The 22,381-nt window shown below is 64.5% G+C and carries 20 protein-coding genes; 14 read left to right on the top strand and 6 right to left on the bottom strand.

Going from position 1 to position 22,381, the window contains the following annotated elements; genetic code table 11:
* Nucleotides 1-217: 217 nt before the first annotated feature.
* The 4 genes from tpx to E5221_RS16285 form a co-directional block, all read right to left on the bottom strand.
* Nucleotides 218-718 carry a thiol peroxidase gene (gene tpx, locus E5221_RS16270; protein ID WP_039614183.1) on the bottom strand — a complete coding sequence of 167 codons (501 nt, stop codon included), beginning with the start codon at nt 716-718 and terminating at the stop codon, nt 218-220.
* 164 nt (nt 719-882) lie between these two features.
* On the bottom strand, nt 883-2,163 hold the full coding sequence (locus E5221_RS16275) for a serine/threonine transporter (protein ID WP_061304985.1): 1,281 nt from the start codon (nt 2,161-2,163) through the stop codon (nt 883-885).
* 346 nt (nt 2,164-2,509) lie between these two features.
* A complete protein-coding gene (locus E5221_RS16280) occupies nt 2,510-3,706 on the bottom strand; it encodes an amino acid aminotransferase (protein ID WP_015270691.1) in 1,197 nt (398 codons plus the stop codon).
* A gap of 234 nt (nt 3,707-3,940) precedes the next feature.
* Entirely contained in the window at nt 3,941-4,966 is a 1,026-nt protein-coding gene (locus E5221_RS16285; protein ID WP_061551627.1) for an Ldh family oxidoreductase, read from the bottom strand.
* A gap of 143 nt (nt 4,967-5,109) precedes the next feature.
* On the opposite strand from E5221_RS16285, the gene E5221_RS16290 reads away from it, so the two are divergent.
* The 11 genes from E5221_RS16290 to E5221_RS16340 all read left to right on the top strand — a co-directional run bounded on the left by E5221_RS16290 (nt 5,110) and on the right by E5221_RS16340 (nt 18,051).
* Nucleotides 5,110-5,982 (top strand): MurR/RpiR family transcriptional regulator, encoded by an 873-nt coding sequence (locus E5221_RS16290; RefSeq protein ID WP_024087285.1) that lies wholly within the window; start codon nt 5,110-5,112, stop codon nt 5,980-5,982.
* Nucleotides 5,983-6,004: 22 nt separating this feature from the next.
* Nucleotides 6,005-6,757 (top strand): transporter substrate-binding domain-containing protein, encoded by a 753-nt coding sequence (locus tag E5221_RS16295; RefSeq protein ID WP_004376261.1) that lies wholly within the window; start codon nt 6,005-6,007, stop codon nt 6,755-6,757.
* Between the two features lie 145 nt (nt 6,758-6,902).
* Nucleotides 6,903-7,622, top strand: coding sequence for an ABC transporter permease subunit (locus E5221_RS16300; RefSeq protein WP_004376260.1), 720 nt, complete (start codon nt 6,903-6,905; stop codon nt 7,620-7,622).
* The gene (locus tag E5221_RS16305; RefSeq protein ID WP_025338833.1) at nt 7,619-8,329 is read left to right on the top strand and encodes an ABC transporter permease subunit; all 711 of its coding nucleotides are present in this window, start codon (nt 7,619-7,621) and stop codon (nt 8,327-8,329) included. Before E5221_RS16300 ends, E5221_RS16305 begins: the two co-directional genes overlap by 4 nt.
* A 16-nt stretch (nt 8,330-8,345) precedes the next feature.
* Nucleotides 8,346-9,590 carry an FAD-binding oxidoreductase gene (locus E5221_RS16310; protein WP_247845980.1) on the top strand — a complete coding sequence of 415 codons (1,245 nt, stop codon included), beginning with the start codon at nt 8,346-8,348 and terminating at the stop codon, nt 9,588-9,590.
* Nucleotides 9,591-9,612: 22 nt separating this feature from the next.
* Complete coding sequence (locus E5221_RS16315; protein ID WP_061551629.1) at nt 9,613-10,395, top strand: amino acid ABC transporter ATP-binding protein; 783 nt, start codon at nt 9,613-9,615, stop codon at nt 10,393-10,395.
* A gap of 621 nt (nt 10,396-11,016) precedes the next feature.
* The gene (locus E5221_RS16320) at nt 11,017-11,826 is read left to right on the top strand and encodes a type 1 glutamine amidotransferase (protein WP_061551630.1); all 810 of its coding nucleotides are present in this window, start codon (nt 11,017-11,019) and stop codon (nt 11,824-11,826) included.
* A gap of 449 nt (nt 11,827-12,275) precedes the next feature.
* On the top strand, nt 12,276-13,187 hold the full coding sequence (gene kdgD, locus E5221_RS16325) for a 5-dehydro-4-deoxyglucarate dehydratase (protein WP_247845981.1): 912 nt from the start codon (nt 12,276-12,278) through the stop codon (nt 13,185-13,187).
* Between the two features lie 104 nt (nt 13,188-13,291).
* Complete coding sequence (locus tag E5221_RS16330) at nt 13,292-14,653, top strand: MFS transporter (RefSeq protein ID WP_075044995.1); 1,362 nt, start codon at nt 13,292-13,294, stop codon at nt 14,651-14,653.
* Nucleotides 14,654-14,730: 77 nt separating this feature from the next.
* The gene (gene garD, locus E5221_RS16335; RefSeq protein ID WP_247845982.1) at nt 14,731-16,284 is read left to right on the top strand and encodes a galactarate dehydratase; all 1,554 of its coding nucleotides are present in this window, start codon (nt 14,731-14,733) and stop codon (nt 16,282-16,284) included.
* Nucleotides 16,285-16,470: 186 nt separating this feature from the next.
* On the top strand, nt 16,471-18,051 hold the full coding sequence (locus E5221_RS16340) for an aldehyde dehydrogenase (NADP(+)) (RefSeq protein WP_247845983.1): 1,581 nt from the start codon (nt 16,471-16,473) through the stop codon (nt 18,049-18,051).
* A 173-nt stretch (nt 18,052-18,224) separates the two neighbouring features.
* On the opposite strand, the gene E5221_RS16345 is transcribed toward E5221_RS16340, so the two are convergent.
* Nucleotides 18,225-18,974: a FadR/GntR family transcriptional regulator gene (locus tag E5221_RS16345; protein ID WP_247845984.1), complete on the bottom strand. Its 750-nt coding sequence runs from the start codon at nt 18,972-18,974 to the stop codon at nt 18,225-18,227.
* Between the two features lie 195 nt (nt 18,975-19,169).
* On the opposite strand from E5221_RS16345, the gene E5221_RS16350 reads away from it, so the two are divergent.
* From E5221_RS16350 to E5221_RS16360, 3 genes are all read left to right on the top strand, one after another.
* The gene (locus tag E5221_RS16350) at nt 19,170-19,820 is read left to right on the top strand and encodes a DUF998 domain-containing protein (protein WP_247845985.1); all 651 of its coding nucleotides are present in this window, start codon (nt 19,170-19,172) and stop codon (nt 19,818-19,820) included.
* Nucleotides 19,821-19,894: 74 nt separating this feature from the next.
* Nucleotides 19,895-20,224: a hypothetical protein gene (locus E5221_RS16355; RefSeq protein WP_023660807.1), complete on the top strand. Its 330-nt coding sequence runs from the start codon at nt 19,895-19,897 to the stop codon at nt 20,222-20,224.
* A gap of 262 nt (nt 20,225-20,486) precedes the next feature.
* Nucleotides 20,487-21,395 carry a LysR family transcriptional regulator gene (locus E5221_RS16360; RefSeq protein ID WP_208209121.1) on the top strand — a complete coding sequence of 303 codons (909 nt, stop codon included), beginning with the start codon at nt 20,487-20,489 and terminating at the stop codon, nt 21,393-21,395.
* On the opposite strand, the gene E5221_RS16365 is transcribed toward E5221_RS16360, so the two are convergent.
* Nucleotides 21,396-21,914: a DMT family transporter gene (locus E5221_RS16365; protein ID WP_247845986.1), complete on the bottom strand. Its 519-nt coding sequence runs from the start codon at nt 21,912-21,914 to the stop codon at nt 21,396-21,398.
* Nucleotides 21,915-22,381 lie beyond the last annotated feature (467 nt).

Raw genomic sequence — 22,381 nt, forward strand, 5'->3', positions numbered from 1 at the left:
ACAGGTGCAGTGCACTACCTGTAGGAGCAGCCTTGTGCTGCGAAGGGGCCGGCACGGCAAAAGAGACTCTGTGGCAGTAATGGCCTCTTCGCAGCACAAGGCTGCTCCTACATAGGTACCGCGCAGTCCTGAAGCATTGTGCAGTATCGGTGGGAGCGGGTTTACCTGCGAAGAGGCCGGCACAGGCGATCGACGCCCGCCCTGCCCCACACAACTCTTACTTCAGCACAGCCAGAGCTGCGTCGTAGTTTGGCTCATCAGCGATTTCGCCAACCAGCTCGCTGTGCAGCACCTTGTCGTTTTCGTCCAGCACCACCACGGCACGGGCAGCCAGGCCGGCCAGCGGGCCATCGGCGATGGCCACGCCGTAGTTTTCGAGGAACTCGCGGCCACGCAGGGTCGACAGGTTCTTCACGTTGTCCAGGCCTTCGGCGCCGCAGAAGCGTGCCTGGGCGAACGGCAGGTCGGCGGAGATGCACAGCACCACGGTGTTGGCCACATCGTTGGCCTGGGCATTGAACTTGCGCACGGAGGTAGCGCAGGTCGGGGTGTCGACGCTCGGGAAGATGTTCAGCACCTTGCGCTTGCCGGCGTAGTCAGTCAGCGACTTGTCAGCCAGGCCTTCACCTACCAGGGAGAAAGCCGGAGCCTGGGCGCCGGCTTTCGGCAGCTCGCCGTTGACCTGAACCGGGTTGCCTTTGAGAGTCACTTGAGCCATGACGAAATCCTTATGCGGGTTTGAAAAGGACACTGAGTTAAGCATGAAGGCGGCCGGGTGCCTATGGGGGCAGTGAAATTGTTCTATTACCGGACAATTCTTGTGGACAAAAAAATGCCCGGGTGGCTACAAGCGCCCCGGGCATAACTTTTGCGGATGGCGTATCAGCCCAGCAGGCCGTATACCACCGAGGTCAGCGCAACCAGGCCGACCACTACCACGAACACGTTGGAGGCAGCACCGCTGTACTTGCGCATGGATGGCACGCGGCGAATGGCGTACATCGGCATCAGGAACAGCAACACCGCGAGGATCGGGCCACCGAGCGACTCGATCATGCCGAGGATGCTCGGGTTGAGGGTGGCGACAATCCAGCACACCACCAGCATCAGCGCGGCAACCACCCGGTCCAGGGTCTTGCCCGCCGGGCGTGCACCGGCCTTGGTGATGATGCCCTTCAGGCCTTCGCTGGCGCCGATGTAGTGGCCGAGGAACGACTTGGCAATGGCCACGAAGGCGATCAGCGGTGCAGCGAACGCGATGGTCGGGTTGCTGAAGTGGTTGGCCAGGTACGACAGGATCGACAGGTTCTGCGCCTTGGCCTCGGCCAGCTGGGCGCTGCTCAGGGTGAGCACGCAGCTGAACACGAAGAACAGCACCATCACCACCATCAGCAGGTGGGCACGGCGCAGGATCTGGCCGCTACGCTCATCGGCATGCTCGCCGTAGCGGCGCTTCTGGTCGACGGCAAAGGCGGAGATGATCGGCGAGTGGTTGAACGAGAACACCATCACCGGAATCGCCAGCCACAGGGTGTGCAGGAAGGCCGAAGCTGGTGGTACCTGGGTGGCGCTGTCGAGAATGCCACCGGTCCAGTGCGGCACCAGGTACAGGCCCAGCAATGCCAGGGCGACGATGAACGGGTAGACCAGCAGGCTCATGACCTTGACCGTGGCCTGCTCCCCGCAGCGCACGATGGCCAGCAGGCCGAGGATCAGCACGAACGACAGGATGGCCCGTGGCGGCGGCTGCATGTGCAGCTGGTGCTCCATGAAGCTGGACACGGTGTTGGTCAGCGCCACGCTATAGATAAGCAGGATCGGGAAGATCGCGAAGAAGTACAGCACGGTGATCGAGGCGCCGGCGGTAATGCCGAAGTGCTCCTTGACCACTTCGGTGATATCGCCGTCATTGCGCCCGGAAAGGACGAAACGGGTCAGCCCGCGGTGAGCGAAATAGGTCATCGGGAAGGCCAGCATGGCCAGGATCAGCAACGGCCAGAAGCCGCCAAGGCCGGCGTTGATCGGCAGGAACAGGGTTCCGGCGCCGATCGCTGTGCCGAACAGGCCCAGCATCCAGGTGGTGTCGTGACGCGACCAGCTGCCGAGGGTGGCGGGGGTCGATTCTGCAAAGCGTTGTTCAACGCTTGGGGCCTGCTCATTCATTCCGGGTGAAGCTCCACTCGCAAGACTGCAACAGGCTGAGAATGGCGAAATAGACGTTTCGCCCAACTCAACCGAAAAAGGGAGCGCGATTGTGCACGGAAAGGTTTCACTTGCGAAGCCCTTTTCCGAGGAGCGGTTGCACTTGTCTTTACAAGCGGGTTGTGCCCGTGGACTGCAGGAGGGATTTGACAGGTGTAGGAGCGGCCTTGTGTCGCGAAAGGGCCGCAAAGCGGCCCCGGCAATATTCGCGGCGAAGTTGCAAACGTTGGGGGCGCTGCGCACCCCTTTCGCGACACAAGGCCGCTCCTACAAAGGCCGCGCCCCACAGAAGCGGCCTGGTACGGTGTTACTTCTGGACGGCGGCGAAGGCTTCGGCAACCCGTTGCAGGTTGGCCGGGCGCAGGCCGGACATGCATACGCGGCCGCTGTCGATCAGGTACACGCCGAACTCGTCACGCAGGCGGCGCACCTGCTCGACGCTGAAGCCGGTGTAGCTGAACATGCCGCGCTGGCGCAGGAAGAACTGGAAGTCCTGGCCTGGCAGCAGCACGGCCAGGGCATCGACCAGCGCCTGGCGCATGTCGAGGATACGTTTGCGCATCACTTCGACTTCCTCGGCCCACTGGGCATTGAGGGCCGCATCGCCGAGCACGCCAGCGACCAGCTGGGCGCCGAAGTTGGGCGGGCTGGAGTAGTTGCGGCGCACGGTAGCCTTCAGCTGGCCGAGCACGCTCTGGGCAGTGGCTTCATCGTCGCAGACCACCGACAGGCCGCCGACACGCTCGCCGTACAGCGAGAAGATCTTCGAGAACGAGTTGCTGACCAGGCACGGCACGCCGGCGCGGGCCATTTCGCGGATGGCGTAGGCGTCTTCCACCAGGCCTTCGGCGAAGCCCTGGTAGGCGATGTCGAGGAACGGGATCAGTTGGCGTGCCTTGACCACTTCAACCACCTGTTGCCACTGGTGCTGTTCCAGGTCGGCGCCGGTGGGGTTGTGGCAGCACGGGTGCAGCAGCACCACGCTGTTGGCCGGCAGGGTCTGCAGGGTGGCCAGCATGCCGTCGAAGTCCACGCCACGGGTGGCCTGGTCGAAGTACGGGTAGGTGTGCACCTTGAAGCCGGCGCCTTCGAAGATGGCGCGGTGGTTGTCCCAGGTCGGGTTGCTGACCCAGACTTCGGACTGCGGGAAGTAGCGCTTGAGGAAGTCGGCGCCAACTTTGAGGGCGCCGGAACCGCCTACGGTCTGCACGGTGGCCACACGCCCGCCGGTAACAGCCGGGTGATCGGCACCGAACAGCAGCGCCTGGATCGCCTGGCGGTAGCTGGCCAGGCCTTCCATCGGCAGGTACAGAGAGGCTTCGTGGTCCTGGCCGGCGATGCGTTTCTCCACCGCATCCACAGCCGCCAGTTGCGGCACCACGCCGGCCTCATCGTAGTACAGGCCGATACTCAGGTTGACCTTGTCGGCGCGCGGGTCGGCCTTGAAGGTTTCCATCAACGAGAGGATCGGGTCGCCGGCATAGGCATCGACATGTTTGAACACAGCGTGCAGCTCCTTGGATCAGGACAGTTCGAAAAGGCAGCCCTGAGCATACCCGGAGTGCGGGCTCAGGAACATCAACTATTGTGCAAGGTTGTCTATGCAACATTGCATGGCTGAGGATTGGCGCAGGCAGTGAGGGCCTCATCGCCGGCAAGCCAGCTCCCACAGGTACACCACAGGCCTTAAGGTTTGTGGTGTACCTGTGGGAGCTGGCTTGCCGGCGATAGGGCCGGGTCAGCCAAGCAGCTCGTTCAGGCCTTGCAATTCCTGCTCGGTCACCGCCACCCCCTCCTCCTCGGCCACCTCGCGCTCGCGGTAACGCCGCTCGCCCGGCATGCGCGTCAGCCCTACCGCCTGCATCTGCTCGACCAGCTCGCGGCTGCGCTGGGCAAAACGTTCGCCCTCGGCCTTGTTCGGGTCGATGACGATGATCAGTTGCCCGGTCCACGGCGTCTTCGCCCCCGGGTGCCCCGACCAGTCGAACTCCCAGGAGAAATGCCCGCCGGTCAGCGCCGCCGCCAGCAACTCGACCATCATCGACAAGGCCGAGCCCTTGTGCCCGCCAAATGGCAGCAAGGCGCCGCCTTCCAGAATCGCCTTGGGGTCGGTGGTCGGCTCGCCATTGGAATCCACACCCATGCCCTGCGGCAATTGCTGGCCAGCACGCGCGGCAATCTGCACGTCGCCATGGGCCATGGCGCTGGTGGCCATGTCGAAGACGATCGGGTCATGTTCGGCGCAGGGTGCGGCAAAGGCGATGGGGTTGGTGCCGAACAGCGGCTTGCGGGCGCCGTGCGGCACCACGCAGGTCATGCTGTTGACCACGCTCAGGGCTACCAGGCCTTCGTCGGCGAAAGGCTCCACATCCGGCCACAGCGCGGCGAAGTGGTGCGAGTTGTGGATCGCCAGCACGGCGATGCCAGCGTTGCGCGCCTTCGCCACCAGAAGTTCGCGGGCCGCCGCCAGCGCCGGCTGGGCGAAGCCGCCTGCGGCATCGACGCGAACATAACCGGGCGCCACGTCGCTGACCTTCGGCGTGGCCTGGCCATCGACCCAGCCACTGGCCAATGTCGAAACATAGCCGGGCATGCGGAACACCCCATGGCTATGGGCACCATCGCGCTGGGCGCTGGCGCAATTGTGGGCCAGCACCCGGGCCACGCTTTCGCTGCAGCCATGGCGCTGGAAAATGCTCTGCAACAGGCCCTGCAGCTCGGTAAAAGGCACACGCACGACGGTGCTGGTGGAAGGTGCGGACATCTGAAGCTCCTTGTTGGAATTGGAATGGCTACAGCGTTGCAACGACAAAAACTTTCCTGCATGTGACAGCTATCTGTCAAATGTTGACTTGATGACAGAAAACAGCCATTTTCTTTCGCAAGCCTTACCCCTGGAGCCGCAGCATGAGCCAACCGATCAAGCAACGCCTGGAAAACAGCCTCGAAGGGGCCGCTGCTTCGGGCCGCAAGATCGCCACCTACATGCTCGCCAACCTGCATGAACTGCCGTTCCAGACCTCGGCCAGCATTGCCGTCAAGCTGGGCGTCAGCGAATCCAGCGTCGGCCGTTTCTGCCGTTCATTGGGTTATGCCCATCTCAAGGCGTTGAAGCAAGACCTGCAGAACGACCTGGGCGATGGCCCGTGGCTGGTGGGCGACCGCCTGCAAGATTACCGCCAGAACCAGGACGCCAGCGACAACGCCGGCAGCCTGGAGCTGGAAATCGCCGCCCTGGTGCGCGTGCACGAGTATCGCCAGAGCAGCGCCTGGCACAGCGTCGCGCAGCGCCTGGCAAGCAAGCAGCGGGTGTTCATTGCCGGCTTCCAGACCGAGCGCGGCATCGCCATGTGCATGAGCCACCTGCTGCAGTACCTGCGCGATGGCGTGCAGCTGGTGGATATGAGTGCCGGGCACTTTGGCGAAGTATTGCTGGGCCGCGCCGAAGACAGCGCCCTGGTGGTGTTCGAAGCCCGCCGTTATTCCCGCCATGCCCTGCTGTTGTGCCAGAAGGCGCGCGAGGCTGGCATAGCGGTCACCCTGGTGACCGACACCTTCTGTGACTGGGCCGATGCCAACGCCGACGAGGTGTTCCGCATCCCCACCGAGTTCAACCTGTTCTGGGAGTCCACCTCGACCATGCTGTCGTGGGTGCACCTGATGGTCAACGAGGTCTGCAAGAAGCTCGGGCCGGATGTTGAAAAGCGCTTGGAAGCAACTGCCGCTCTACATAACGAATTCGTCGGCTACACCTCGTGGTCGACGGGAAAACAACAATAGCAAGAGTGCAATGAGGTGCGAGATGAAAAAGACCATGGCCTTGGTGGGTGCGTGCGCCCTGCTGCTGTCGGGTGCCGCCAGTGCCGAAACCCTGCGCTTCGCCACCGAGGGCGCCTACCCGCCCTTCAACTATGTCGACGCCAATAACCAGTTGCACGGCTTCGACGTCGACATCACCCACGCCCTGTGCGAGCAGATGAAAGTCGAGTGCACGCTGGTGGCCCAGGACTGGGAAGGCATCATCCCGGCGCTGATGGCACGCAAGTACGACGCAGTGGTCGCGTCGATGATCAATACCGAAGAACGGCGCAAGAAAATCGCCTTCACCGACCACTACTACCGCACCCCGCTGACTGTCGCCGTGGCCAAGGACAGCAAGATCACCGACGCCCAGACCAACTTCGACGGCTACACCGTTGGCGCCCAGTCGTCCTCCACCCAGGCCATCTATGCCGAAGACGTCTACGCCAAGGCCGGTGCGGATGTGAAGCTGTACCCGACCATGGACGAAGCCAACGCCGACCTGGCCGCGGGCCGCCTGGATGGCGTAATTGCCGACAAATTCCCACTGAACGAGTGGATGACCAAGAACGGCGGGGACTGCTGCAAGATCCTCGGCGACGTGGCCGACACCAAGGCCGATGCCGCCATTGCCGTGCGCAAGGACGACGAAGCCCTGCGCCAGCGCCTGAACACCGCGCTGCAACAGATCGTGGCCAACGGCACCTACCAGAAGATCGCCAGCAAGTACTTCGCTTTCGATATCTACAACTGATCTTCAAGCCCTCATTGCCTGACTGGGCCCTATCGCCGGCAAGCCAGCTCCCACAGGTTGCTCACTGACCTGAAGAACAGCGGTGTACCTGTGGGAGCTGGCTTGCCGGCGATGAGGCCGGTGAGGTCAACACAAGGTGTTCGTCATGCTCGATCAATTATCCTTGCTGTCCTTCGCCAGTGGAGGCTGGGGCCAGGCGCTGCTGGCCGGCGCCCTGGTCACCGTTTCCCTGGCCCTGGCCTGCCTGCCCATCGGCCTGCCGCTGGGCCTGGTCGTCGCCCTTGCAGCACGCTCGCGCAAGCGCTTGCCGCGCGCCTGGGCCACCACCTTCTCTACCGTGTTCCGTGGCCTGCCCGAACTGCTGACGCTGCTGATCATCTATTACGGCTGCCAGATCGCTGCACAGAAGATCCTCGCAGCCATGGGCTACCAGGGTGAGTTCCTGATCAATACCTTCCTCGCCGCGATGATCGCCTTCAGCCTGGTGTTCGCCGCGTTCTCCAGCGAGATCTGGCTGGCAGCCTTCAAGACCCTGCCCAAGGGCCAGCTGGAAGCCTGCTCGGCGCTGGGCCTGAGCAAGCGCACCGGCTTCTTCAAGGTGCTGCTGCCGCAACTGACCCGCATCGCCCTGCCCGGCCTGTCCAACAACTGGCTGTCGCTGCTCAAGGACACCTCGCTGGTCTCGACCATCTCGCTGGTCGACCTGATGCGCCAGACCAACCTGGCCGTCAGCGTGACCAAGGAGCCGATGTTCTTCTATGGCGTCGCCTGCCTGGGCTACCTGCTGTTCGCCGCCATTTCCGGGCGCGTGTTCGCCTTCATCGAACGGCGCAGCAACCGCCACCTGCAAGGAGCACGCGCATGAGCTTCGAACAACTGCTGGCGCTGGTCCTCGACCCCGACCTGCTGGACCGCTACGGCCCGCGCTTCCTCGATGGCCTGCTGGTAACGGCCAAGCTGGTGGCGATTTCCTTCAGCCTGGGTGCCGTGCTCGGCCTGTTGCTGGCCCTGGCGCGCATGTCGCGCAGCCTGCTGCTGCAGCGCATGGCCGCCGGCTACGTGTACTTCTTCCGCGGCTCGCCGCTGCTGGCCCAGCTGTTCCTGCTGTATTACGGCCTGGGCTCGCTCAAGGGCTTCTGGCAGGACGTCGGCCTGTGGTGGTTCTTCCGCGAGGCGTGGTTCTGCACCCTGCTGGCGTTCACCCTGAACACCGCCGCCTACCAGGCAGAAATCTTCCGCGGCAGCCTGATGGCCGTCGCCCCCGGCCAGCATGAGGCGGCGCGGGCGCTGAACCTGAAGCGCTCGACCACCTTCTTCAAGGTGATCCTGCCGCAGTCGCTGCTGGTGGCCATCGGCCCGCTGGGCAACGAACTGATCCTGATGATCAAGGCCAGCGCGATCGCCTCGCTGGTGACCATCTACGACCTGATGGGCGTGACCAAACTGGCCTTCTCGCGCAGTTTCGACTTCCAGATCTACCTGTGGGCCGCCGTGCTCTACCTGCTGATCGTCGAACTGGTGCGGCGCCTGCTGAAACACCTGGAAGCCCGCCTGGGCCGCCACCTGAACTGACCGAAGGATACGTTCCATGCATTGCCAGACCCTTGTCCTCGGCGCCGGCATCGTCGGCGTCAGCACCGCGCTGCACCTGCAGGCCCGCGGGCGCCAGGTGATCCTGATCGACCGCGACGAACCGGGCAGCGGCACCAGCCACGGCAATGCCGGGCTGATCGAGCGCTCCAGCGTGATCCCCTATGCCTTCCCGCGACAACTGGGCGCGCTGCTGCGCTACGGCCTGAACCGCCAGCCCGATGTGCGCTACAGCCTGCTGCACCTGCCCAAGGCCGCACCCTGGCTGTGGCGCTACTGGCGCCAGTCGGCCCCCGGGCGCCTGGCCGGGGCCGCCGCCGACATGCTGCCGCTGGTGCAACGCTGCGTCGAGGAGCACGACGCACTGATCGCTGCCGCCGGCCTGGAAGGGCTGGTGCAGGCCAAAGGCTGGATCGAAGTGTTCCGTGACCCGGCGCTGTTCGAGCAGGCCAAGGCCGACGCCAAGGGCCTGAGCCGTTATGGCCTGCAGTTCGAAATCCTCGAATGCGGGCAGTTGCAGGCCCGCGAGCACCAGCTGGACGCCAGCGTGGTCGGCGGCATTCACTGGCTCGACCCCAAGACCGTGAACAACCCCGGCGCCCTCACCCGCGGCTACGCCACCCTGTTCACGCAGCGCGGCGGGCAGTTCCTGCATGGCGATGCGCGCAGCCTGCGCCAGGTCGACGGCCAATGGCAGGTAGACAGCCGCCGCGGCCCGATCACCGCCAACGAGGTAGTGGCCTGCCTCGGCCCGCAGTCAGCCGACCTGTTCAGTGGCCTGGGCTACCAGATACCGCTGGCGATCAAGCGTGGCTACCACATGCACTACAGCACCCGTGACGGCGCGCAACTGGAGCATTCCATCTGCGACACCCAGGGCGGCTACGTGCTGGCGCCGATGGCCCGCGGCGTGCGCCTGACCACCGGCATCGAGTTCGACGCCAGCAGCGCGCCGGGCAACCAGATCCAGCTGGGCCGTTGCGAAGCCCTGGCGCGCAAGCTGTTCCCGGCCCTGGGTGAGCGCCTGGACGACACCCCGTGGCTGGGCCGCCGCCCGTGCCTGCCCGACATGCGCCCGGTGATCGGCCCGGCGCCGCGCCACCCGGGGCTGTGGTTCAACTTCGGCCACGCCCACCACGGCCTCACCCTGGGCCCGGTCAGCGGCCGGCTAGTGGCCGAACTGGTCACCGGCGAACGCCCCTTCACCGACCCCGCGCCCTACAGCGCGACCCGTTTCGACTGAACCCCTGCGGGAGAACAACAAGATGACCGCACCACTGAGCCTTGCCACCCTTGCCCCCGAACCCGACCCACGCCCGGTGCTGATCCGCATCGAAGGCCTGAACAAGCACTACGGCGCGTTCCACGTGCTGCGCGACATCGACCTGCAGGTGCGCGAAGGCGAACGCATCGTGCTGTGCGGGCCGTCCGGCTCGGGCAAGTCGACCCTGATCCGCTGCATCAACCGCCTGGAAGTGGCCCAGCAGGGCAGCATCAAGGTGGATGGCATCGACCTGGCGGCCACCACCCGCGAAGCGACGCAGGTGCGCAGCGACATCGGCATGGTGTTCCAGCACTTCAACCTGTTCCCGCACATGAGCGTGCTCGACAACTGCCTGCTGGCCCCCACCAGCGTGCGCGGCCTGTCGCGCAAGGACGCCGAGGAGCGGGCGCGCATGTACCTGAGCAAGGTCGGCATCGAAAGCCAGGCGCACAAGTACCCCAGCCAGCTGTCCGGCGGCCAGCAGCAGCGCGTGGCGATTGCCCGGGCGCTGTGCATGAAGCCGCGGATCATGCTGTTCGACGAGCCCACCTCGGCGCTTGACCCGGAGATGGTCGCCGAGGTGCTGGATGTGCTGGTGCAACTGGCCGGCACTGGCATGACCATGCTTTGCGTCACCCATGAAATGGGCTTTGCCCGCCAGGTAGCCGAGCGGGTGCTGTTCCTCGAGGGCGGGCAGATCATCGAAGACAGCCCGCCGCAGGTGTTCTTCAACCAGCCGCGTACCGAGCGGGCCAAGGGGTTCCTGGCGCAAATACTGCACTGACACCTGTTCCGGCCTCTTCGCGGGCTCGCCCGCTCTCATAGAACAACACATGACTCATTGGTTCGGCGAGGTTCTGTAGGAGCAGCCTTGTGCTGCGAAGAGGCCGGGGCTGACAAAGCCTGTCTATCGGCTGTACCGGCCTCTTCGCAGCACAAGGCTGCTCCTACAAAGGACGCGTCAGACGAGCGATATTGGTTCTCTGCGCGAAAGCGCAGCCCAAAGGGCTGGGCAATCTCCCACAGGATCACCTCGGCCTTCGAGACCGGTGATCAACCTGTGGGAGCGGGCATGCCCGCGAAGAAGCCGGAACAGGCGATACCTTCATTGCACCGCTGCAAAGACCCAACTGCATCGTTAAATATTATTGACCTTAACCCCCGCCAAACCCACGCCACTACAGGCCCGCATCGGTTTAAGAGCCCAAAATCCGGCGCATTCCCTGCCATCAAGCCCTGCTCCGTCGTTTGACATATCGAACGGCTCTGGCAAGCTATCTACAAGCCCCGACCGGAATCGTCGCCTCCGACGAGCCGGCAGTGCTCGGGGCTACAGGTTGCACCCATGGCCCCGCGCCGTGCACCTGCACAACAACGACAGGCCGAACCTGTCCCAAGGTGACATATGTCCAACAGCAACATTGGCAACAAGCAACCCTCCCTGCGCAAACCCGTCGTCCTGATGACCATGGGCAGCCAAGAGCGCAAAGGCCATGACTATCAGGTCATGACCCACAAATACATCACCCCGCTGGTCGAGTTTTCCGATTGCGTCCCGGTGCTGGTGCCCACCTGCTGCGGCATCGAAGATCTCGAGACCTATCTGGACATGGCCGACGGCGTGTACCTGACCGGCGCCGGCAGCAACATCGACCCGGCCCTGTACGGCCAGGAAAACGAGACCCCCGGCAAAGGCCAGGACCAGAACCGCGACCTGTTCGACATCCCGCTGGTCAAGGCCGCGATCAAGCGTGGCCTGCCGATCTTCGGCATCTGCCGTGGCATGCAGGAAATCAACGTGGCCCTGGGTGGCGACATCTACCAGAAGGTGTACGCCGAGCCAGGCTTCAACGACCACCGGGAAAACCCGGAAGACCCGGTCGAGGTGCAATACGCCCAGGTGCACGGCGTGAAGATCAAGCCGGACAGCTGGCTGCGTGACACCCTGGGTAGCGACGAGATTCGCGTCAACTCGCTGCATGGCCAAGGCCTGCGCAAGCTCGGCGCCGGCATCGAGGCCATCGCCCACGCCGAAGACGGCCTGGTCGAGGCGATCCATGCCCCGAGCATCTCGCCATTCCTGTTCGCCGTGCAGTGGCACCCGGAATGGCAAGCAGCGAAGAACCCGGATTCGATCAAGATTTTCCAGGCTTTCGGCGACGCTTGCCGGGCCCAGGTACGCAAGGCGCAGATCAAGCGTCAGCACGCTGCCTGACCCCAGTTTCCTCTGCTTTGATCGCGGGGCGGCGCAAGGTCGCCCCCGTTTTCCCCGGTCACCCTCTGCTGGTCCCAGAACACTTCCTGTGGAAACGGGCGGCGGGCTTGTGCCTGTCTCCGCGATCGTTTTTTCCTGCCCCATAAAGAGATACGATGACTGATCGCGATGAATCTGCCATCTGCGTCTCGTGCATCTGTTGTTGTCGCCTGTTCTGGCCTCTTCGCGGGTAAACCCGCTCCCACAGGGATCTCCGAAAATTTCAAGCGCGAAGCGGTGCCTGTGGGAGCGGGTTTACCCGCGAAGAGGCCGGCACAGGCAATAACATTCCTTCCTCCCCTCCACAAAAAAATCTCCCAGAGGGACTAGTCATCGTACAGGTTGTACGATAACTTACCTCCAACGCAAAACAACACCCTTCACCCAAGCGCCACAGGATGCCAACAACAATGACTCCACAAGAACTCAAATCCATCCTCTCCCACGGCCTGCTGTCCTTCCCGGTCACCGACTTCAACGCCCAGGGCGACTTCAACCCGGCTGGCTACGTCAAGCGTCTGGAATGGTTGGCCCCGTACGGCGCCAGCGCCCTGTTCGCCGCCGGTGGCACCGGTGAGTTCTTCTCGCTGGTAGCCAGCGAATACAGCCAGGTGATCAAGACCGCCGTCGACACCTGCGCCAAGTCGGTCCCTATCCTCGCCGGCGTCGGTGGCTCCACCCGCCAGGCCATCGAATACGCGCAAGAAGCCGAGCGCCTGGGTGCCAAGGGCCTGCTGCTGCTGCCGCACTACCTGACCGAAGCCAGCCAGGAAGGCGTCGCCGCCCACGTCGAAGCCGTGTGCAAATCGGTAAACATCGGCGTAGTCGTCTACAACCGCAACGTCTGCCGCCTGAACGCCGACCTGCTGGAAAAACTGGCCGAGCGCTGCCCGAACCTGATCGGCTACAAGGACGGCCTGGGTGACATCGAGCTGATGGTGTCGATCCGTCGCCGCCTGGGCGACCGCTTCAGCTACCTGGGTGGCCTGCCGACCGCCGAGGTGTATGCGGCCGCCTACAAGGCCCTGGGCGTGCCGGTGTACTCCTCCGCCGTGTTCAACTTCGTGCCTAAGACCGCCATGGACTTCTACAACGCCATCGCCCGTGACGACCACGCCACCGTGGCCAAGCTGATCGACGACTTCTTCCTGCCGTACCTGGACATCCGCAACCGCAAGGCCGGTTATGCCGTGAGCATCGTCAAGGCCGGCGCCAAAATCGCCGGTTACGACGCCGGCCCGGTGCGTACTCCGCTTACCGACCTCACCGCCGACGAGTACCAAAAACTCGCCGCGCTGATGGACAAGATGGGCCCGCAGTAAGCGCCGCCCGCGGCCTGCCAGATGCCGCACCCGGAGTGGGCCAACCCCACTCCGGTTACAATTCGTGAGCCCGCACAAAAATAACTAGTGGGAGTACTACCAGCATGCAAGCGACGAAGAAGACGCATGTGCGCTACCTGATCCTGTTCATGCTGTTCCTGGTGACCACGATCAACTACGCCGACCGCGCCACCATTGCCATCGCGGGCTCCAGCCTGCAGAAAGACCTCGGCATCGATGCCGTGACCCTCGGCTACATCTTCTCCGCCTTCGGATGGGCATACGTGGCTGGCCAGATTCCTGGTGGCTGGCTGCTCGACCGCTTCGGTTCCAAGAACGTCTACGCCTTCAGCATCTTCACCTGGTCGCTGTTCACCCTGCTGCAGGGCTTTGTCGGTGGCCTGCCAGTGGCCTGGGCGGTGGTGACACTGTTCACCCTGCGCTTTCTGGTCGGTTTTGCCGAAGCCCCGTCGTTCCCCGGCAATGCGCGCATCGTCGCGGCCTGGTTCCCGACCCAGGAACGCGGCACCGCCTCGGCCATCTTCAACTCGGCGCAGTACTTCGCCACCGCATTGTTCGCACCGATCATGGGCTGGATCGTGTTCAGCTTCGGCTGGGAGCACGTGTTCGTGGTGATGGGCGCACTGGGCATCGTGTTCTCCATGGTGTGGCTGAAGACCATCTACAACCCGCGCCAACACCCACGCATCAGCCCAGGTGAACTCGAACACATCGAGCAGAATGGCGGGCTGGTGGACATGGACCAGAAGCGCGGCAACGACGGCCCGAAATGGGGCTACATCAAGCAACTGCTGACCAGCCGCATGCTGCTGGGCGTGTACCTGGGCCAGTACTGCATCAACGCCATCACCTACTTCTTCCTCACCTGGTTCCCGGTGTACCTGGTACAGGAGCGCGGCATGACCATCCTCAAGGCCGGCTTCATCGCCTCGCTGCCGGCGGTCTGCGGCTTCATCGGTGGTGTGCTGGGCGGGGTGATCTCCGACTGGCTGCTGCGCCGCGGCAACTCGCTGACCTTCTCGCGCAAGCTGCCGATCGTCTGCGGCCTGCTGCTGTCGACCACCATGGTGTTCTGCAACTACGTCGACGCCGAGTGGATGGTGGTCGGCTTCATGACCCTGGCGTTCTTCGGCAAAGGCATCGGCGCGCTGGGCTGGGCGGTGGTCGCCGACACCTCGCCGAAACAGATCGCCGGGCTGTCGGGCGGGCTGTTCAACACCTTCGGCAACATCGCCTCGATCACCACGCCAATCGTGATCGGCTACATCATCAGCGCCACGGGTTCGTTCAAGTGGGCCCTGGTGTACGTCGGCGCCAACGCCCTGGTGGCGGTGTTCAGCTACCTGGTGATCGTCGGCCCGATCAAGCGCATCGAGCTGCGTGAAAGCCCAAAGCCTGACGCCGAGCCAGCGACCGGCAGCGAACTGGCCGGCTCGCGCCACTGAGTGAACACGCCCGCGGCGGCCACCCCGCCGCGGGCGGATGTACAAAAGCCTGAGAACCTGACAAGTAGGGCCCGAACATGCAGTTGATCGAACATTCCGACTCGCCCCGCTACGTCCGCCTGCACGACGACGACAATGTCGTGGTGGTGGTCAATGATGGCGGCCTGGGCGAAGGCGCCCGCTTCGCCGACGGCCTGACCCTGGTCGAAGGCGTGCCACAGAGCCACAAGGTGGCCACCGTAGCCATCGCCAAGGGCGAACCGGTGCGCCGCTACGGGCAGATCATCGGCTACGCGCTGGAAGACCTGCGCCAGGGCAGCTGGGTGCAGGAAAGCCAGCTGGCCATGCCGGCCGCGCCGGAGCTGGACAGCCTGCCACGCTGCGACGCCGTCCCGCAGCCGCTGCCGCCGCTCGAAGGCTTCACCTTCGAAGGCTACCGCAACGCCGACGGCACCGTCGGCACCCGCAACATCCTCGGCATCACCACCACCGTGCAGTGCGTGGCCGGCGTGCTGGAGCATGCGGTCAAGCGCATTCGCAGCGAGTTGCTGCCCAAGTACCCCAATGTCGATGACGTGGTGGCCATCACACACAGCTACGGCTGCGGTGTGGCGATCAACGCGCGCGATGCCTACATCCCGATCCGCACGGTGCGCAACCTGGCGCGCAACCCCAACCTGGGCGGCGAGGCCCTGGTCATCAGCCTGGGCTGCGAGAAGCTGCAGGCCGGCCAGGTGATGCACGACAACGACCCGTCGGTGGACCTCAGCGACCCGTGGCTGTACCGCCTGCAGGACGCCAGCCTGGGCTTTGTGGAAATGATCGAGCAGATCATGCAACTGGCCGAGACCCGCCTGAAGAAACTCGACCAGCGCCGCCGCGAAAGCGTGCCGGCCAGCGAACTGATCCTGGGTATGCAGTGCGGGGGCAGCGATGCCTTCTCAGGCATCACCGCCAACCCGGCGCTGGGCTACGCCGCCGACCTGCTGGTACGCGTCGGCGCCACCGTGCTGTTCTCGGAGGTGACCGAAGTGCGCGACGCCATCTACATGCTCACCTCGCGGGCGGAAAACCAGGAGGTCGCAGACGCCCTGGTGCGCGAAATGGACTGGTACGACCGCTACCTGCAGCAAGGCGCCGCCGACCGCAGCGCCAACACCACGCCGGGCAACAAGAAAGGCGGCCTGTCGAATATCGTCGAGAAGTCGCTGGGGTCGATCGTCAAGTCCGGTAGCGGCGCCATCCAGGGCGTGCTCGGCCCGGGCGAGCGGGTCAACCGCAAAGGCCTGATCTTCTGCGCCACCCCGGCCAGCGACTTTGTCTGCGGCACCCTGCAACTGGCTGCCGGCATGAACCTGCATGTATTCACCACCGGCCGCGGCACCCCGTACGGCCTGGCCATGGCGCCGGTGGTCAAGGTATGCACCCGCAGCGAGCTGGCCCAACGCTGGCCCGACCTGATCGACATCGACGCCGGGCGCATCGCCAGCGGCCGCTCGACCATCGAGGAGCTGGGCTGGGAGCTGTTCCACTACTACCTGGACGTGGCCAGCGGCCGCAAGCAGACCTGGGCCGAACAGCATCGCCTGCACAACGACATCACCCTGTTCAACCCGGCACCGATTACCTGATGCCAAGGGCTTGCCCAATTCAACATTGCAACGCGGTCCCTGTGGGAGCGGGTTCACCCGCGAACACCGGCAAAGCCGGTGCCATACACCGAGTTGCCTGCTTCGCGGGTGAACCCGCTCCCACAGGGTCCGAGTAAACGCCTCAAGCACGTTCTCTTCATTCACTACTCTCTACAGGAGCACCCCATGCCTGAAATCCTCGGCCACAACTTCATCGCCGGCCAGCGCAGCGCCGCTGGCCCGCAGCGCCTGCAGAGCCTGGACGCCAGCACCGGCGAGGCTCTGCCCTACAGCTTCGCCCAGGCCACCGAAAGCGAAGTGGACCAGGCCGCCAAGGCCGCGGCCGCCGCTTTCGCCGAATTCCGCCAGCTGGCCCCGGCGCGGCGCGCCGAATTCCTCGACGCCATCGCCGCCGAACTGGACGAACTGGACGACGCCTTCGTCGCTATCGTCTGCCGTGAAACCGCCCTGCCCCCCGCCCGTATCCAGGGCGAACGCGGCCGCACCAGCAGCCAGATGCGCCTGTTCGCCCAGGTATTGCGCCGTGGTGACTTCCTCGGTGCACGCATCGACCTGGCCCTGCCCGAGCGCCAGCCCCTGCCACGCGTGGACCTGCGCCAGATGCGCATCGGCGTCGGCCCGGTCGCCGTGTTCGGCGCCAGCAACTTCCCGCTGGCCTTCTCCACCGCCGGTGGCGATACCGCTGCGGCCCTGGCCGCCGGTTGCCCGGTGGTGTTCAAGGCCCACAGCGGCCACATGGCCACCGCCGACCTGGTCGGCTGTGCCATCCAGCGCGCCGCCGAGCGCACCGGCATGCCCAAGGGCGTGTTCAACATGGTGTTCGGTGGCGGCGTCGGCGAGTGGCTGGTCAAGCACCCGGCCATCCAGGCGGTCGGCTTCACCGGCTCGCTGAAAGGCGGTGACGCCCTGTGCCGCATGGCCGCCGAGCGCCCGCAGCCGATCCCGGTGTTCGCCGAGATGTCCAGCATCAACCCGGTCATCATCCTGCCGGGCGCCCTGGCCAAGCGTGGCGAAGCCATCGCCCGAGAACTGGCCGGTTCGGTGTGCCTGGGCGCAGGCCAGTTCTGCACCAACCCGGGCCTGGTGATCGGCCTGCAGTCGCCGCAGTACAGCCAACTGCTGGCCGAGCTTGGCCAGCACCTGGGCCAGCAGGCCGGCCAGACCATGCTCAACGCAGGTGGCCTGCGCAGCTACGTCGGTGGCCTGGAGCACCTGCACGCCCATGCCGGTATCGAGCACCTGGCCGGCCAGGCGCAGGCAGGCAGCCAGGCGCGCGCCCAACTGTTCAAGGCCGATGCCCGCCTGCTGGTGGAGTCTGACCCGCTACTGCAGGAAGAAGTGTTCGGCCCGACCACTGTTGCCGTGGAAGTGCAGGACAACGATCAGTTGCGCGCCGCCCTGCTCGGCCTGCGCGGCCAGCTGACCGCGACCCTGATTGGTGAGCCGGAAGACCTGCAGGCCTTCGCCTGGCTGGTACCGCTGCTGGAAGAGAAGGTCGGGCGGATCCTGGTCAACGGCTACCCGACCGGTGTCGAGGTGTGTGATGCGATGGTGCACGGCGGGCCTTACCCGGCCACGTCGGATGCGCGCGGCACATCGGTAGGCACCCTGGCCATCGACCGCTTCCTGCGCCCGGTGTGCTACCAGAACTACCCGCAGCCACTGTTGCCTGAGGCACTGCGCGACGGCAACCCGCTGGGGCTGCGCCGGCTGGTGAATGGCCAGTGGAGTGAGGGCGCGATCTGATCGCCCCTTGAAACCAGAAAGCCCCGCGCATGGCGGGGCTTTTCTTTTGCCGGTACCGGCCTCTTCGCGGGTAAACCCGCTCCTACAGGGACCGCGCCGTACTTACAGGTAATGGATAACCTTGTGGGAGCGGGTTTACCCGCGAAGAGGCCAGGTCAGGCAACAGAGAAGCCTCAGGCCCCCTGCGCCTCGGCCTCTTCATGCGCCTGGCGCAAGCGCTCGCGGCTGTTGCTCAGGTGCATGCGCATGGCCATCTTCGCCCCTTCGCTATCACGCCGGGCGATGGCTTCGTAGATCGCCTCGTGCTCATGCATCAGCCGGCTCATGTAGTGCGCCTGGTCATCATGGGCCAGCCGCGCCGAGTTCAACCGGGTACGCGGGATGATGCTGGTGCCCAGGTGGTTGATGATGTCGGCGAAGTAGTGGTTGCCGCTGGCCTGGGCAATGCGCAGGTGGAACTGGAAATCCGCCGACACCGCATCCGTGGCGTGAGCAGCCCCTTCGTTGAGTTCGTCCAGCGCCGCACGCATGCCGGTCAGCTCTTCATCGCTGCGCCGCTGCGCCGCCAGGCCCGCCGATTCGGTCTCCAGGGCAATGCGCAACTCCAGCACTGCCAACACTTCGCGCAGGGTGACCACGGTCGCCGGGTCGATACGGAAACCACCCGTGGCTGGCGCGTCCAGCACGAAGGTGCCGATGCCGTGGCGGGTCTCGACCTGCCCGGCAGCCTGCAGCCGCGAGATCGCTTCACGCACCACCGTGCGGCTGACACCCTCTTCGGCCATGATCTGCGATTCGGTCGGCAGCTTGTCGCCGCGCTTGAGCTGGCCGCTGCGAATGCGCTCGGTCAGCACCGTGACCAGTTCCTGGGCCAGACTGCGCGGCTTGCGCCGGGTCTTTGCCTGTACCTGCTGCTCTGTCATTGCCCTGTATTTCACCTTGAAAGACAGCGCTCATCATAGCGCAAGCAGTTGTACGATCACATACACGCAGTGCGGCATTTCTCGGCGTCCGCAGGCGACACGCAGCCCTTAACGCAACACTGGAAATGCTGGCCCCTCGCAGGTGCAAGCCTGTACTGTGCGGTTTCACGCTCATCCATGGAAGGAAAACACCGCATGAAACCCCTCGACCGCTTGTTGCTAGCCAGTGGCCTGTTGATCCCCTTCTGGCTGCTGGCAGGCGTATGGTTCACCGCCCTGGCCTACCCCGGCTACGACCACCTGCAACAGGCCATGAGCCAGCTCGGCGCCGTCGGTTCGCCGACCCAGAACTGGTCGCCGTTGGTCAACAACTTCCCCCTTGCCATGCTGTTCACCCTGTTTGCCTGGGGCCTGGCGCGGCGCTGGCGTGGTTCGAAGCTGGCATTGCTGAGTGCGGCGCTGGTGCTGTTGCATGGTCTGGGCAGCCTGGGTACCGGCTGGTTTCCCTGCGACCAAGGTTGCGCTCCGGCGCAGCCTTCCCCTTCACAGCAGCTACACAACCTGTCCGGCTTGCTGATGTTCCTTTCGCTGACCCTTGCAAGCGCACTGTGGGCCTGGTTGGGCAATCGCATTGCCGGCTCCAGGGCACTGGGGCTGTTTTCCCTGGCTTGCGTGGTGCTGGCGACCGTGACCGTCGTACTCATGGGCAAGGCAGCGCAAAGCGGCCAATGGTTCGGCCTGTACCAGCGCCTGAACTACGGCGTATCGGTGATCTGGGTCGCCAGCCTGGCCTGGACCAGCCTGCGCACACTCCGCGCCAGCCCGTTGCGGATGGCAACAACCTGACGGCAATTTGCTGGCCCCCGGTAACTGCTTGTGAAGGCAAACTTCGTTTTCCTTCAGATGCTTAGGACAGCAACATGCGAGTACTTCTAGCAACGATGGCCGGCTGTCTGCTAGCCACGCTCGCTTTCGGCGCCCAGGCACGGGCGCTGAGCCAGAACGATCGCCACACTTGCGGCTGGGGCGCGCAGATAGCCGCCGAGGCGCAGCAGGCCAAGCTTTCCGGGGTAACCCTGTATGCCACGCGCAAGAAGCTGCAGGCGCGCAAATTCCCCAAACCGTGGATGCGCATGACCGCCTTCGGCATTACCGAACAGACCTACAACAGCCGCTCGCGGCTAAAGCCTGCAGCGATCAAGCAGACCTATTACGAGCAGTGCGTGCAGCATGCTGTAGCAAGGCGATAAAGCTCTGGCTCTTTGGGCAGCGCTGTCGCGCAGAGAACAAATATCGCTCATTTGAAGCGTCCTCTGTAGGAGCAGCCTTGTGCTGCGAAGAGGGCCGGTACAAGCAATAGACAGGCTTTGTCAGTGCCGGCCTCTTCGCAGCACAAGGCTGCTCCTACAGAATCTCACTAAACCAATGAGGCATGTGTAGTTCTATGAGAGCGGCCTTGGGCATTTGTTAAACTGATGAAAACTGTCGGACGCAACCAAGACCATTCGCAACATGGATGAACTACGCAAGATCGACCTCAACCTGCTGCTCGCCCTGCACGCCCTGCTGAGCGAAAAGCACGTCACCCGCGCCGCCCTGCGCCTGCACCGCAGCCAACCGGCGGTAAGCCACGCACTGGCGCAGTTGCGCAAGCACTTCGACGACCCCTTGCTGGTGCGCCAGAACGGCAGCATGACCTTGACCGCCCGCGCCCAATCGCTGGCCAAACCGCTGCACGACGCCCTGGGCAACCTCAACGGCCTGCTGGCCGCCCCACAGTTCGAACCGGCCAAGGCCCAGCGTCGCTTCAGGCTCTCGCTGTCCGACTATTCCTCGCGGATCATCCTGCCACCCCTGCTGCGCCACCTGCGCCAGGTCGCGCCCGGGGTGGACCTGGCCATCAGCCAGGCCAGCCGCGAAACCATGCTGGCCCAGTTGCTCGATGGTGAACTGGACCTGGCCCTGGGCATCTTCCCGGACCTGCCCCAGGCCATCACGGCGCAGCCGCTGTTCACCGACAGCTTCATCAGCGTTGCCGACCGCCAGGTGCTACCGGCCAGCGGCGGCCTGGCCCTGGACGACTGGCTGGCCCGCCCGCATGTGCTGATGGCCATGCACCCGGATGCCTTCGATGAAATCGAACGCGCCCTGGCCGCGCAAGGCCTGCGTCGGCGGATTGCCCTGGCCTTGCCGCATTGGAGTGCGGCGGTCGAGGTACTGGCCGGCACCGACCTGATCCTCACCGTGGCCAGCCGCGCGGTGGGCTCGCTGCACCAGCACGAGACATTGCGCCAGTTCGAGCCGCCACTGGCGATTCCTTCGTTCGATTACCAGCAAGCCTGGCATAGCCGCAAGGACGACGACCCCGGGCATCGCTGGCTGCGGGAAACCGTGTGGGCGTGCAGCCAGCCGGGGCGCTGATCAGCCTTCCGACTGTTTCTCCACGGCAGGGGCATTGGCCGACGAGCCTGCTGCCCAGGTGCCCTGCACCAGCAGCACGCCGCAGAGGATCAGCACCACACCTGCCAACCTGGCCAGGTTGAGCGGCTTGCCCCCCAACCCCATCACCCCGAAGTGGTCTGCGACCACCGCCGTGATGATCTGCCCCGCCACCACCAGCACCAGGAACCCCGCCGCCCCAAGCCGGGGGGTGAGCGCAGCAGCACCGGCCACATACAGCGCCCCCAGCACACCACCAACCCACAGCCACCAGGGCCCCTGCAAGGCCTTGCCCATGTCCGGCGCCGGCACCCTGAGGACCAGCAGCGCGGCGATCACTACCAGCGAACTTACCGTCAATGACGTGAACGCACCCCACAACCAGTGCCCCAGCGCCCGGCCGACGGCGGCATTACCCGCAGCCTGGAACGGCAGCACGGCACCGGCAAGCAACGCCAGGGCAAAGGGAAGCACCAGAAGGCACAAGGTCTTGCTGAACATGGCAGTCCTCATTCGTGACAGATGTTCAGGCGATGATCGGGAAATTCCCTTCATCCATGGAAATCGAAAGTGTGCACGTACTTTATTCACCACATGGATACACGATCACGCAGCCCATTACCGGCAAGCCAGCGCCCATAGGTACCGCGCAGTCCTGAAGCCTGAGCCGTACCTATGAGAGCAACTGTCTTGCTCAAATTCTAAAAGTTGGCGCGATCTCTGTGGGAGATCGCCCAGTCCTTTGGGCTGCGCTGTCGCGTAAAGAACTGAATTCGCAAGCGGTACGCGTACCCTGTGGGAGCGGCTTTAGCCGCGAAGAAGCCAACGCGGTGCATGGCACCGGCTGCGCCGGTGTTCGCGGCTAAAGCCGCTCCCACAAAGTCCCTGGCTTGCCGGCGATGGGCCGCACAGCGGCCCCAATCGATTAGCTGAAAGGGCATCAATGCAAGGCGATCCCATAGGCGGGC

Origin of the sequence: Pseudomonas sp. A2 (assembly GCF_023100865.1) — a bacterium.
GTDB lineage: Bacteria > Pseudomonadota > Gammaproteobacteria > Pseudomonadales > Pseudomonadaceae > Aquipseudomonas > Aquipseudomonas asiatica.

What these genes read in the sequence shown, in the direction of transcription:
- E5221_RS16355 (WP_023660807.1), top strand. Translation starts at nt 19,895, where the DNA reads ATGCGAGTACTTCTAGCAACGATGGCCGGCTGTCTGCTAGCCACGCTC.
- E5221_RS16290 (WP_024087285.1), top strand. Translation starts at nt 5,110, where the DNA reads ATGAGCCAACCGATCAAGCAACGCCTGGAAAACAGCCTCGAAGGGGCC.
- E5221_RS16360 (WP_208209121.1), top strand. Translation starts at nt 20,487, where the DNA reads ATGGATGAACTACGCAAGATCGACCTCAACCTGCTGCTCGCCCTGCAC.
- E5221_RS16350 (WP_247845985.1), top strand. Translation starts at nt 19,170, where the DNA reads ATGAAACCCCTCGACCGCTTGTTGCTAGCCAGTGGCCTGTTGATCCCC.
- E5221_RS16345 (WP_247845984.1), bottom strand. Translation starts at nt 18,974, where the DNA reads ATGACAGAGCAGCAGGTACAGGCAAAGACCCGGCGCAAGCCGCGCAGT.
- E5221_RS16310 (WP_247845980.1), top strand. Translation starts at nt 8,346, where the DNA reads ATGCATTGCCAGACCCTTGTCCTCGGCGCCGGCATCGTCGGCGTCAGC.
- E5221_RS16340 (WP_247845983.1), top strand. Translation starts at nt 16,471, where the DNA reads ATGCCTGAAATCCTCGGCCACAACTTCATCGCCGGCCAGCGCAGCGCC.
- E5221_RS16330 (WP_075044995.1), top strand. Translation starts at nt 13,292, where the DNA reads ATGCAAGCGACGAAGAAGACGCATGTGCGCTACCTGATCCTGTTCATG.
- E5221_RS16365 (WP_247845986.1), bottom strand. Translation starts at nt 21,914, where the DNA reads ATGTTCAGCAAGACCTTGTGCCTTCTGGTGCTTCCCTTTGCCCTGGCG.
- kdgD (WP_247845981.1), top strand. Translation starts at nt 12,276, where the DNA reads ATGACTCCACAAGAACTCAAATCCATCCTCTCCCACGGCCTGCTGTCC.
- tpx (WP_039614183.1), bottom strand. Translation starts at nt 718, where the DNA reads ATGGCTCAAGTGACTCTCAAAGGCAACCCGGTTCAGGTCAACGGCGAG.
- E5221_RS16305 (WP_025338833.1), top strand. Translation starts at nt 7,619, where the DNA reads ATGAGCTTCGAACAACTGCTGGCGCTGGTCCTCGACCCCGACCTGCTG.
- E5221_RS16300 (WP_004376260.1), top strand. Translation starts at nt 6,903, where the DNA reads ATGCTCGATCAATTATCCTTGCTGTCCTTCGCCAGTGGAGGCTGGGGC.
- E5221_RS16275 (WP_061304985.1), bottom strand. Translation starts at nt 2,163, where the DNA reads ATGAATGAGCAGGCCCCAAGCGTTGAACAACGCTTTGCAGAATCGACC.
- E5221_RS16295 (WP_004376261.1), top strand. Translation starts at nt 6,005, where the DNA reads ATGAAAAAGACCATGGCCTTGGTGGGTGCGTGCGCCCTGCTGCTGTCG.
- E5221_RS16285 (WP_061551627.1), bottom strand. Translation starts at nt 4,966, where the DNA reads ATGTCCGCACCTTCCACCAGCACCGTCGTGCGTGTGCCTTTTACCGAG.
- E5221_RS16315 (WP_061551629.1), top strand. Translation starts at nt 9,613, where the DNA reads ATGACCGCACCACTGAGCCTTGCCACCCTTGCCCCCGAACCCGACCCA.
- garD (WP_247845982.1), top strand. Translation starts at nt 14,731, where the DNA reads ATGCAGTTGATCGAACATTCCGACTCGCCCCGCTACGTCCGCCTGCAC.
- E5221_RS16320 (WP_061551630.1), top strand. Translation starts at nt 11,017, where the DNA reads ATGTCCAACAGCAACATTGGCAACAAGCAACCCTCCCTGCGCAAACCC.